This is a genomic window from Streptomyces sp. NRRL B-3229, from assembly GCF_000719505.1.
Classification (GTDB): domain Bacteria; phylum Actinomycetota; class Actinomycetes; order Streptomycetales; family Streptomycetaceae; genus Streptomyces; species Streptomyces griseorubiginosus.
This window is the reverse complement of record NZ_JOGP01000001.1, coordinates 41972-53192: the sequence shown is the minus strand read 5'-3', so window position 1 is coordinate 53192 and position 11221 is coordinate 41972. Positions and strand designations below refer to the sequence as shown.

The following is an 11221-nucleotide window of genomic DNA, read 5'->3' as shown; positions in this document are numbered from 1 at the left end:
TCGATCAGGTAGTTCGTTGTTCTGGTCATGCTCAGCAGGGGCGATCTGACTGACACCGAGTGGGCTGTGTTGGAGCCGCTGTTGCCGGTGAGCGACAATCGATGCGGCCGTTGGCGGGATCACCGTCAGGTGATCAACGGGATCATTCACCGGCTCGGCACTGGCGTGCACGGCGTGAACTGCCCGAACGCTTCGGGCCATGGAAGACGGTCCACAAGCGGCATTTGCTGTGGTCGGCAGACGGCACTTGGGAGATGCTCCTTCAGCACGTCCAGGCCGCTGCCGACGCCGACGGCGACATCGACTGGAACGTCAACGTCGACTCCACTTCCGTGCGGGCCCACCAGCACGCCGCCGGCGCTCCCAAGAGGCCGCCACCTACTTCACCCAGCTCCTCAAAAGGGGGCACCAGCAAGATCAGTTCATGCCCACGCGCACACCACCTTGCACCTCCTGGTGGAGGAAGCGGAGCGCCGGGCGAAGCCCTTGGCCGCTCCCGCGGCGGGCTCACCACCAAGGTCCATGTCGCCGCGGAGGGTCGCTGCCGACCGCTGACCCTGCTCATCACGCCGGGCCAGCGGGCGGACTGCACCCAGTTCGAGCCGGTGATGGACAAGATCCGCGTTCCCCGCATGGGGCTCGGGCGTCCCCGTCGCACTCCGGACAGCGTGGGCGCCGACAAGGCATACAGCAACCGCAAGATCCGCACCTACCTTCGCAAGCGCGGTATCCAGCACGTCATCCCGGAGAAGAAGGACCACAAGGCCGCCCGGCTGCGCCGGGGTTCACGCGGCGGACGGCCTAAGCAGTTCAGAGCCGTCGCTACCCGATATGACAAGCGAGGGTACGTCTACCTCGGCACTGTCACCGCCGCTGCTCTCCTCATCTGGCTCCGATCATGATCCGCTGGGCGAGAGCGAGAGCGTGGCGAGTTCGCCCAGAACCCGGGCGGCCGGTGCCGGGTCTACCAGCCACTTCAGGTGGCTGCTGGTGAGTGTACGGACGTCGTAGGGGTTGTCCGGCGTCAGTGCGTTGCCCTCGCGGATCATCCGGTCCTGCATGGCGAGCGGCACGCTGGTGTCCTCGGTCAGCCGGATGTATGTCTTGGGGATCCGCCCCCAGGTGTCGGCCTGTGCCCGGTCCTTGGGTGTGCCGGCGTCGAGGTTCTCGTCGGGTTGGAAGGTGTTGAGGAAGACCATGAACTCCTCGTCCGTCCCGTCGGCGAGGAAGGCCGCCTTGAAGGCCGCGAGGACACCGGGGTCGGCGGTGCGGAAGTTGGAGCGCAGCAGCCCGAGCTGGGCAGGATTCCCGACCATCGCCGATGCCAGCCCTGTGGCGTCGACCGTGGCCATCTCGGGCTCGGCATAGTAGGCGCTGACGTCGAGGTCGACGGGGCACCAGGCGGAGACATAGACGATGCGGTCGACCAGGTCGGGCCGCTGGTTGGCCGCGACGGTGGCCGTCATGCCGCCGCGACTGTGTGAGACGAGGATGACGGGCCCGTTCCGCTTGGCCCGCTCCAGGATCCCGATGAGGTGCGCGGCGTTGTCGGCGAGCGTGACGCCCTTGATGGCCCCGGGCGCGTTGGCGAGCCCCTCGAGGTCCTGCGGAGCCTGGTAGGCGCGCGGGTACGTCGCGGCGAACCCGTGCCCGGGAAGGTCGACTGCGACGGAGCGGTGTCCGAGGAGGCCGAGTTCGGCTTGGAGCGGTGCGAAGGAGAAGGAGTTCGCGAAAGCTCCGTGAACCAGTACGAACGTCGGTTGCATCTATCTGCTCACTTTCTGGCCCTGCGCGGCGTCGGCAGCACGCGCATCGCCCGTTCCGGCGCCGCGAACCACCTCGCGACCGAGGCCGGGGAACGAGTCGTCGTCCCGCAGCGCACCATCCCCGCCGCAGAAGCGTCTTCGTGCATGGCAAACGCCAGCGGTCAAGCGCGGAGTCACGAGGGCGGCTTACGACAGCTGCCCATCCGATGCTTCACAGTACTCAGTGAAAGATCATCCGCACTACTCGTATGAGTCCTTCCGCTTGTGCACTTCGCCGCCCGCACGACCTTGGCTTCGACGGACGGGCCTTCTCATCACCGCTGTCGTGCGGGGGCCATGTCCATCATCTCCTTTATGCGGGAAATTCAGTGTGAAGCGGTGGGACCCTGGCCACTGTGATCGGGCAGCCCGACGCCCCCTAGGGCCTGTCGTTTGGATCATCCCGGTGCCGCGGAGTCTGGCACGCGCATCTGACCCCGCTCGGGTCGGCTGACAGGCACCGCACCTCACAACCAACCTGATCCAAACGACGGGCCCTAGGTGACGTTGCGGTCGACGTACTCGTACACCACGCCGTCCGGGTGCATCGCGATCAGGTTGCGGCCCACCGGGGTCGGCACCGGGCCCGCGATGATCCGGGCGCCCAGCTCGTCGAGGAGCCGGCGGGCCTCGTCGACGTCCTTCACGGCGATGGTCGCCGCGACCTTGCGCAGCACCTCCAGCTCCGCCTCCGGCCCGCTCATCAGCAGGAAGCAGCCCACCGCGGCCACCTGGACGCCGCCGCGCTCGAAACGGAGGGCCGTGGCGCCCGCGAGCCGTTCGTAGAAGACGACCGCGCTGTCCAGGTCGTCGACGCAGACACGCAGCGTGGTTCCCAGAATTTCCATGAGCCGAGCCTAGTTCGGCCGGCCGGCCGCGGGAGATCGTTTCACGCGATCCTCCCGACCCGGCCGCCGGTGCCGCACAGCCGGCCCGGCGGGCGTTACGCGTACGCCCGTACGGGTACCCGGCGGCCATGGACCGCTTGGATCACCTGGAGCATCTGGACAAGCATCTGGTCGACGAGCTGGCGCAGGTGGCACGCGAGACCGTACGGGACGAACTGCGCGAACAGACGCGCAAGCAGCGCCGTACGGCCATGCTGTACGCCGCGTCCGGTGCCGTCGCCCTGTACGCGGGCGCCGCCCTGGCCCTGGCCGTGGGTCTCGCCCTCGCCCTCGGGCTGCCCGACTGGGCCGCCGCCCTGATCACCGCTGTCATCCTGGGCGCCGTGGCCTATGTGCTGCGCGGCGCGGCGAGGCCCGGAGGGTCCCGGCCCGAGGCCGGGCAGGGCGCCGGTGCGGGTGTCGGTGCGGGCGTCGGAGGCACCGCCCCGGTGGCCGCCCCGCCGGCCGGGCCCGGCACGCCGTACCCGCCCATGCCGCCGGTCGCGCCCGGAGCGACGGGCACGCCGGAGCCCGGTGCGGCGCCGGCGCAGGCCGGTACCGATCCCGAGCAGCCGCACCACCGCGCGTAACGCCCGGTGCCCGACCCATGGGAGGAATCGCGCGTGAAGCACGGCAAGGTCGTGGTGGTGACCGGAGCCAGCGGCGGGGTGGGACGGGCCACGGCCCGGGCCTTCGCCGAGCGCGGCGCCCGGGTCGCCCTCCTCGCCCGGGGACGCGAAGGCCTCGCCGCGGCGGCCGACGAAGTGGAGCGGGCCGGGGGTGAGGCGCTCGTCGTGAGCGTCGACGTGTCCGACGCGAAGGCCGTCGAGGACGCCGCACAGCAGGTCGTGGACGCCTTCGGGCACATCGACGTATGGGTCAACAACGCCTTCACCGGCGTCTTCGCCCCGTTCACCGAGATCACCCCGGACGAGTTCCGGAGGGTCACCGAAGTGACCTACCTGGGCTATGTGTTCGGCACCAGGGCCGCCCTGCGGCACATGCAGCCCCATGACCACGGGACGATCGTGCAGGTCGGCTCGGCGCTGGCCTACCGGGGCATCCCGCTCCAGTCGGCGTACTGCGGGGCCAAGCACGCCATCCAGGGGTTCAACGAGTCCCTGCGGTGCGAGCTGCTCCACGCGGGCAGTGGCGTGCGCACGACGATGGTGCAGCTGCCCGGCCTCAACACCCCGCAGTTCGACTGGGTGTTGAACCGGATGCCCGGGCGGGCCCGGCCGGTGGCGCCGGTCTACCAGCCGGAGATCGCCGCCCGCGCGGTCGTGCACGCGGCCTTCCACCCGCGGCGGCGCGAGTACTGGGTCGGCGGGTCCACGGCGGCCACGCTCGTCGCCAACGCGGTGATGCCGGGGGTCCTGGACCGCTACCTCGCCCGCACCAACATCGAGGCGCAGCAGGAGGAAGGCGAGCACAGCGGTCCCGGAAACCTGTGGGCCCCCGCGGACGGACCGCACGGACGGGACCACGGCGCGCACGGCCGCTTCGACGAGGAGGCCGTGCACCACAGCCCCCAGGACTGGCTCTCCCGCAACCGCGCCCGGATGGGCGTGGGGCTCGTGGCGGCCGCGGCCGGAGCGCTGGGGGTCGTCGCGACCTCCGGGATCCGCCGACGGGGCTGAACGCAGGGACGCATGGACGCACGAGGAGCGGCGGGAGCCAACGGCCCCGCCGCTCAGGGTTGTTCGGCGTGTCCGTGGCTACGCCACCCGGTACTCCTCCACCTCCTCCGTCCGCAACGTCAGCCCATGCCCCACCCCCGCCAGCGGCCGGACCGTGCCCCCTGTCGGGTCGAGGGCTCCGTCGAAGAACATGTCCTCGATGCGGACGTGGTCGTGGAACCACTCCATGTGGCGGATGTTGGGGATCGAGGCGGCCGCCGCCGCGTGGGCGTGCGGAGCGCAGTGCGTCGAGACCTCCAGGCCGTGCGCCTGGGCCAGGGCCGCCGCGCGCAGGAACTCCGTGAGGCCGCCGCAGCGGGTCGCGTCGATCTGGAGACAGTCGACCGCGCCGGCCGCGATCATGCGGGCGAAGTACGGGAGGTCGTAGCCGTACTCGCCGGCCGTCACATCGCACACGAGCGCGTCGCGGACCAGCCGCAGCCCGGTCAGGTCGTCCGAGGACACCGGCTCCTCGAACCAGCCGACACCCTCCTCCACCAATGCCCCGCCCACCCGGACCGCCTGCTTGCGGGTGTACGCCCCGTTCGCGTCGACGTACAACTCCGCGTCGGAGCCGATGACTTCACGGGCCGTGCGGACCCGGGATAGGTCCCGGGCCACCGCCCGGCCCCAGCTCTCGCCGATCTTCAGCTTGACGCGCGGGATGCCCTGGCCGTGCACCCAGCCGTTGAGCTGCGCGGCCAGATGCGTGTCGTGGTACGTCGTGAAGCCGCCGCTGCCGTAGACCGGGACCCGCTCCCGGGCCACGCCCAGAAGGCGGGCCAGGGGGAGTTCGAGGATCCGGGCCTTCAGGTCCCACAGGGCGATGTCGAGCGCCGAGATCGCGCCCGCCGCGATGCCCGGACGGCCCGCGTTGCGGACCGAGCGGCACATCGCGTCGTGCAGCGCGGGGATGTCCAGCGGATCGCGGCCCTCGACCAGCGGTCCGAGGTGCTCGGTGAGGAAGTCACCGACCGCGGCCGGGCCGTACGTCCAGCCCGTGCCGGTCTCCTCGCCCGTGGACACCTCGGCGATCACCATGGTCGTGGTGTCCCACGCGAGCGTCCCGTCCGCCTCGGGGGCGTCCGTCGGGACCGTGTACACCGAGACGACGGGCCTGAGCAGTTTCATCGCTCATCCCTGCTGGAGCTGGGGCAGCACCTTCGTGCGGTAGAAGTCGAAGAAGCCGCGCTGGTCGGGGCCGATCTGGTTGACGTAGATCCGGTCGAAGCCCGCGTCGGCGAAGGCGCTCAGCGCGGACACGTGCTCGTCGACGTCGTCCCCGCACACCGTCTTCTCGGTCACCATGTCCTCGGTGACCAGCGGCCCCAACTGCTCGAAGTGGCTCGGCGAGGGCAGGATCTGGCCCATCTCGCCGGGCAGGAACTGGTTGAACCACAGCTTGCGGACGGTCCGGACGCACTCCGCGCGGTCGGTGCCGTAGCAGACCTTGGTGCCGCCGCTGACCGGCTTCCCGGCCCCGCCGCCCTTGCGGTACTGCTCGACCATCGACTCGTCGGGCATCATCGTGATGTAGCCGTCCCCGACCCGGGACGCCAGCGCGGTGGCCGCCGGGCCGAAGCCGGAGATGTCGATGGGGACGGGCTCGTCCGGGACCGTGTAGAGGCGGGCGTTCTCGACCGTGTAGTGCGTGCCGTGGTGGTTGACCTCCTCACCCGTGAACAGGCGCCGCATCACCTGGATCGACTCCTCCAGCATCTCCAGCCGGATGTGCGCGGGCGGCCAGACATGGCCGAGGATGTGCTCGTTCAGCGCCTCGCCGGAGCCCACGCCGAGCCGGAAGCGGCCGTTCGTCATGACGGCCGAGGTGGCCGCGGCCTGCGCCACCACCGCCGGGTGGATCCGCACGGTCGGGCAGGTCACGGCCGTCTCGATGGGCAGCGACACCGCCTCCGAGAGCGCGCCGATCACCGACCAGACGAAGGGGCTCTGGCCCTGCGCGTCGTTCCACGGGTGGTAGTGGTCGGAGATCCACAGCGCGGTGAAACCGGCCTGTTCGGCCATTCGCGCCTGTTCGACCAGCTCCGCGGGTCCGAACTCCTCGCACGACAGGAAATAGCCGTATTCGGGCATGGGGGGTACCTCCGGCGGTTCCGCATACAACGGGCTTGCCCCGAGTACCCGGCGACCCGTGCGGAAACCGGCGTTTGGGCGTCCTGGCCAGGGGGACGCGGAAGGCTCCCGAGGTACGCGACAGCCCCGGAGGCGAACCGTGAGTCGACCCCGCATCGTGATCGTCGGTGCCGGCTTCGCCGGGTACCGGACGGCCAAGGAACTGTCCCGAAAAGCCCGCGGCAAGGCCGACATCACCCTGCTCAACCCGACCGACTACTTCCTGTACGTGCCCCTGCTGCCCCAGGTCGCCGCCGGCGTCCTGGAACCCCGGCGCGTCACCGTCTCCCTCTCCGGCACTCTGCCCCGGGTGCGGCTGGTGCTGGGCGAGGCCGACGGCGTCGACATGGACGCCGGGACCGTCCACTACACCGGTCCGGAGGGCGAGCGCGGGAGCCTGCCCTACGACCGGCTCGTGCTGGCCGTCGGCAGCGTCAACAAGCTGCTGCCCGTTCCCGGGGTCGCCGAGTACGCGCACGGCTTCCGCGGGCTGCCCGAGGCCCTGTACCTGCGGGACCACGTCACCCGCCAGGTGGAACTCGCGGCCGCCGCGGAGGACCGTGCCGGCTGCGAGGCCCGCTGCACCTTCGTGGTGGTCGGTGCCGGTTACACCGGTACCGAGGTCGCCGCGCACGGGCAGCGCTACACCGACGCGCAGGTCCGCAAGCACCCCCTGCGGAACGGCATCCGGCCGCGCTGGATCCTTCTCGACATCGCCGACCGGGTGCTGCCCGAACTCGACGAACACCTCTCCACCACCGCCGACCGTACCCTGCGGGAACGCGGGGTGGAGGTGCGCATGGGGACCTCCGTGAAGGAGGCCACGCCGGACGGGGTGCTGCTGACCGACGGCGAGTTCGTCGCGACCCGCACCCTGGTGTGGTGCGTCGGCGTACGGCCGGACCCCCTGGTGGAGTCGACCGGCCAGCCCCTCGAACGCGGACGGCTCCTCGTCGACCCCTACCTCCAACTCCCTGGCCGCCCCGAGGTGTTCGCCTGCGGGGACGCGGCCGCAGTGCCGGACCTGGACGACCCGGGCGGCTTCACGCCGATGACCGCGCAGCACGCCTGGCGGCACGGGAAGACGGTGGCCCACAACATCGCCGCCTCCTTCGGGGACGGTGAGCGGCAGCCCTACCGGCACAGGGACCTGGGCTTCGTCGTGGACCTCGGGGGCGCCAAGGCCGCCGCCAACCCGCTGCACATCCCGCTGTCCGGGGTCGCGGCCGGGGCGGTCACCCGCGGCTACCACCTCGCAGCGATGCCCGGCAACCGCGTCCGCGTGGCCGCCGACTGGCTCCTGGACGCCGTACTCCCGCGTCAGGCCGTGCAGTTGGGCCTCGTGCGGTCCTGGTCGGTGCCGCTGGAGTCGGACTCGCCGGAGCTGGCCCGGGTACCGGGGCGGCCGGGCGCCCGCGAGGAGGCGGAGGCACGTTCAGGACCGGGAGCGGCGACGGCCCGGGACACGCAGCCGGGTCCGGGAGCGCTGGAGCAGGACGATCCGGGGCCGGCGAAGGGGGCGGGGGAAGCGCGGAAGGCGAAGGAAGAGCAGGAGGCGAGCGCATTGCAGGAGGCCGGAGAAGTGCAGGAGGCGAGGGAAGTGAGGGACGTCGAGCCGAGCGCGGGTGAGGCGGTGATCGCCGAGGCGAAGGCCCGCGAGGGCGCGCAGCACCGGTCCGGAGACGGTCCCGCGCACAACCGGTCCCCCCACGAACCCGCGACGAACCAGCCCGGCGGGGAACCCGCCAGGAATCAGCCGGGCGGGGAACCCGCCAGGAACCAGCCGGGCGGGGAACCCGCCAGGAATCAGCCGGGCCCTGCGCCCGGTGAGACGCAGGGCGGCGGGGAGTCGCGGCCGAGCCCCGGCCCCGATGCAGGCCCCGCCCCCGTCCAGCACACCGACGCGGACTCCTCGGAAGGAGACTCATGAATACCGGTGAACTCGTCGAACTCGCCCAGCAGTTGCGCGTGGACAGCGTCCGCGCCTCCGCCGCCGCGGGCTCCGGGCACCCCACCTCCTCGATGTCCGCGGCGGACCTGATGGCCGTTCTCTTCGCGCACCACTTCCGCTACGACTTCGACCGCCCCGCCCACCCGGCCAACGACCGCTTCGTGCTGTCCAAGGGCCACGCCTCACCGCTGATGTACGCCGTCTTCAAGGCGGCCGGTGCCCTCGACGACGAGGAGCTGCTGACCTTCCGGAAGCTCGGCAGCCGCCTCGAAGGACACCCGACCCCGCGCCGGCTGCCCTGGGTCGAGACGGCGACCGGTTCGCTCGGCCAGGGGCTGCCCGTGGGCGTCGGCATCGCGCTGGCCGGGCAGCGCCTGGACCGCAGCGGCTACCGCGTGTGGGTGCTCTGCGGCGACAGCGAACTCGCCGAGGGCTCCATCTGGGAGGCCGCCGAACAGGCGGGAGCCGAGCACCTCGACAACATCACCGCGATCATCGACGTCAACCGGCTCGGCCAGCGCGGCGAGACCCGGCACGGCCACGACCTCGACGCCTACGCGCGCCGCTTCCAGGCGTTCGGCTGGCACACCGTCGAGGTCGACGGACATGACGTGGACGCCATCGACCGCGCCTACGGGGAGGCCGCGTCCACCAAGGGCCAGCCCACGGCCGTCATCGCCCGCACCCTCAAGGGCAAGGGCGTCGAGGACGTCCAGGACCGCGAGGGCCTGCACGGCAAGCCGCTGAAGAACGCCGACGACGCCATCGAGGAACTCGGCGGCGTCCGCAACCTCCGCGTCCGGGTGCAGGAGCCGCCGGCCGCCCGCATCCTGCACGCCGTGCGCGCCGGGCACGTCGAACTGCCCAAGTGGGACAAGGGAGAAGAGGTCGCCACCCGGGACGCCTACGGCCACGCCCTCACCGCCCTCGGCACCGGACGCGGCGACGTCGTCGCCCTCGACGGCGAGGTCGGCGACTCCACCCGCACCGAGTTCTTCGCCAAGGAGCACCCCGAGCGCTACTTCGAGTGCTACATCGCCGAACAGCAGATGGTCGCGGCCGCCGTGGGCCTCGCCGCGCGCGGCTGGGTGCCGTACGCCGGAACCTTCGCCGCCTTCCTGACGCGCGCCTACGACTTCGTGCGGATGGCCTCCATCAGCGGGGCCGGCATCAACCTGGTCGGCTCGCACGCGGGCGTCGCCATCGGGCAGGACGGGCCCAGCCAGATGGGTCTGGAGGACCTGGCGATGATGCGGGCGGTGCACGGCTCGACCGTGCTGTACCCGTGCGACGCCAACCAGACCGCGCACCTGGTCGCCGCCATGGCCGACCTGGAGGGCATCCGCTATCTGCGCACCGGCCGCGGCGAGAGCCCGGTGGTCTACGGGCCCGACGAGGAGTTCCCGATCGGAGGCAGCAAGGTGCTGCGGTCCTCCGCCGACGACCGGATGACGATCGTCGCGGCGGGTGTCACCGTGCCCGAGGCGCTCAAGGCCGCCGACGCGCTGGACCAGGAGGGCATCCGGGTGCGGGTGATCGACCTCTACTCGGTCAAGCCCGTCGACCGGGACACCCTGCGCCGGGCCGCCGAGGACACCGGCTGTCTGCTCACCGTGGAGGACCACCACGAAGAGGGCGGCCTCGGCGACGCCGTCCTCGACGCCTTCACCGACGGCCGTCCCGTCCCGCGGCTGGTGCGCCTCGCCGTGCGGTCGATGCCGGGCTCGGCCTCGCCCGAGGAGCAGCTGCACGCGGCCGGTATCGACGCCGAGTCGGTCGCGGCCGCCGCACGGCTCCTGGTGGAGCAGGCGATCGTGCCGTGAGCAGCGACGACGTACGGACCGTACGCGCGGGCAAGCACACCGTAGAGGTGCACCGGCCCGACAAGGTGCTCTTCCCCGGCGGGGACGGCGCCAAGGAGTACACCAAGGGCGACCTCGTCGCGTACTACCGGTCCGTGGCGCCGTTCATGCTGCCGCACCTGCGCGGCCGTCCGCTGATGCTGGAACGGCATCCGGACGGCCTCGCGGGCCCCCGGTTCATGCAGAAGAACACCCCGGACTCGTATCCGGAGTGGATCCACCGGGTCGAGGTGACGAAGGAGGGCGGCACCGTCTGCCACACCGTCTGTGACGACACCGCCACCCTCCTGTACCTCGCCGACCAGGCCGCCCTCACCGTGCACCGCTGGCTGTCCCGGGCCGGCAGCGTGGAGCGCCCGGACCGGATGGTGTTCGACCTCGACCCGGCAGGGGACGACTTCGAGGCGGTGCGCGAGGCGGCCCGGCTGCTCGGGGAGCTACTGGACGAGCTGAGGCTGCCCTCCGCGCTGATGACCACCGGCTCGCGCGGACTGCATGTCATCGTTCCCCTCAACGGCGGCCACGACTTCGACGAGGTGCGTGAGTTCGCCAAGGACGTCGCCGACACCCTGGTCGCCGGGCACCCCGAGCAGTTCACCACCGCCGCCCGCAAGAAGGACCGCGGTGACCGCCTCTACCTGGACGTCCAGCGCAACGGCTACGCGCAGACGGCCGTCGCCCCCTTCACCGTACGGGCGAAACCAGGAGCTCCCGTGGCCACGCCGGTGAGCTGGGCCCAGCTCGACGATCCCGGACTGGACGCCCGCCGCTGGACCGTCGCCGACGCCGTGGAGCAGGCCCGCACCGATCCCTGGGCCGGGATTCTGGCGGGAGGACGGGCTCTCGGACCGGCCCGGCGCAGGCTGAACGCGTTGATGTCGTCCTGAAGGTTTGGCGAACGTGT

10 protein-coding genes are annotated in these 11221 nt (G+C 71.5%); 6 read left to right on the top strand and 4 right to left on the bottom strand.

Features of this window, described 5'->3' with window-relative positions; all coding sequences use genetic code 11:
* Positions 1-27 precede the first annotated feature (27 nt).
* Positions 28-902, top strand: a protein-coding gene (locus tag IF54_RS40825; RefSeq protein WP_107047773.1) for an IS5 family transposase whose coding sequence is annotated in 2 segments (ribosomal slippage) — positions 28-172 and positions 172-902 — 876 coding nt in all. Because the reading frame shifts where the segments join, the coding sequence is not laid out codon by codon here.
* Here the strand turns inward: IF54_RS40825 and IF54_RS0100265 are convergent.
* The gene (locus IF54_RS0100265) at positions 897-1766 is read right to left on the bottom strand and encodes an alpha/beta fold hydrolase (RefSeq protein ID WP_030313140.1); all 870 of its coding nucleotides are present in this window, start codon (positions 1764-1766) and stop codon (positions 897-899) included. The two genes, IF54_RS40825 and IF54_RS0100265, sit on opposite strands and share 6 nt — an antisense overlap.
* 536 nt (positions 1767-2302) lie before the next feature.
* A complete protein-coding gene (locus tag IF54_RS0100260) occupies positions 2303-2653 on the bottom strand; it encodes a VOC family protein (protein WP_020133328.1) in 351 nt (116 codons plus the stop codon).
* Between the two features lie 128 nt (positions 2654-2781).
* On the opposite strand from IF54_RS0100260, the gene IF54_RS0100255 reads away from it, so the two are divergent.
* Both IF54_RS0100255 and IF54_RS0100250 read left to right on the top strand, forming a co-directional pair.
* On the top strand, positions 2782-3282 hold the full coding sequence (locus IF54_RS0100255) for a phage holin family protein (protein ID WP_030313138.1): 501 nt from the start codon (positions 2782-2784) through the stop codon (positions 3280-3282).
* Between the two features lie 33 nt (positions 3283-3315).
* A complete protein-coding gene (locus tag IF54_RS0100250) occupies positions 3316-4332 on the top strand; it encodes an SDR family oxidoreductase (RefSeq protein ID WP_030313136.1) in 1017 nt (338 codons plus the stop codon).
* Between the two features lie 78 nt (positions 4333-4410).
* On the opposite strand, the gene IF54_RS0100245 is transcribed toward IF54_RS0100250, so the two are convergent.
* Both IF54_RS0100245 and IF54_RS0100240 read right to left on the bottom strand, forming a co-directional pair.
* A complete protein-coding gene (locus IF54_RS0100245; RefSeq protein WP_030313134.1) occupies positions 4411-5502 on the bottom strand; it encodes an enolase C-terminal domain-like protein in 1092 nt (363 codons plus the stop codon).
* Between the two features lie 3 nt (positions 5503-5505).
* The gene (locus IF54_RS0100240; protein ID WP_030313132.1) at positions 5506-6465 is read right to left on the bottom strand and encodes an LLM class F420-dependent oxidoreductase; all 960 of its coding nucleotides are present in this window, start codon (positions 6463-6465) and stop codon (positions 5506-5508) included.
* A 139-nt stretch (positions 6466-6604) separates the two neighbouring features.
* Between IF54_RS0100240 and IF54_RS0100235 the strand changes: the two genes are divergently transcribed.
* Genes IF54_RS0100235 through ligD form a run of 3 tightly spaced genes read left to right on the top strand, consistent with a single transcriptional unit; the run spans position 6605 to position 11204 of the window.
* Positions 6605-8434, top strand: coding sequence for an NAD(P)/FAD-dependent oxidoreductase (locus IF54_RS0100235; RefSeq protein ID WP_030313128.1), 1830 nt, complete (start codon positions 6605-6607; stop codon positions 8432-8434).
* Positions 8431-10278, top strand: coding sequence for a transketolase (locus IF54_RS0100230; RefSeq protein WP_030313126.1), 1848 nt, complete (start codon positions 8431-8433; stop codon positions 10276-10278). Before IF54_RS0100235 ends, IF54_RS0100230 begins: the two co-directional genes overlap by 4 nt.
* Entirely contained in the window at positions 10275-11204 is a 930-nt protein-coding gene (ligD, locus tag IF54_RS0100225) for a non-homologous end-joining DNA ligase (protein ID WP_030313124.1), read from the top strand. Before IF54_RS0100230 ends, ligD begins: the two co-directional genes overlap by 4 nt.
* The last annotated feature ends 17 nt before the right edge of the window (positions 11205-11221 follow it).

Bases quoted from the DNA above. Each gene is read 5' to 3' on its own strand.
- IF54_RS0100265 (WP_030313140.1), bottom strand. From the start codon at position 1,766: ATGCAACCGACGTTCGTACTGGTTCACGGAGCTTTCGCGAACTCCTTC.
- IF54_RS0100260 (WP_020133328.1), bottom strand. From the start codon at position 2,653: ATGGAAATTCTGGGAACCACGCTGCGTGTCTGCGTCGACGACCTGGAC.
- IF54_RS0100255 (WP_030313138.1), top strand. From the start codon at position 2,782: ATGGACCGCTTGGATCACCTGGAGCATCTGGACAAGCATCTGGTCGAC.
- IF54_RS0100245 (WP_030313134.1), bottom strand. From the start codon at position 5,502: ATGAAACTGCTCAGGCCCGTCGTCTCGGTGTACACGGTCCCGACGGAC.
- IF54_RS0100240 (WP_030313132.1), bottom strand. From the start codon at position 6,465: ATGCCCGAATACGGCTATTTCCTGTCGTGCGAGGAGTTCGGACCCGCG.
- IF54_RS0100230 (WP_030313126.1), top strand. From the start codon at position 8,431: ATGAATACCGGTGAACTCGTCGAACTCGCCCAGCAGTTGCGCGTGGAC.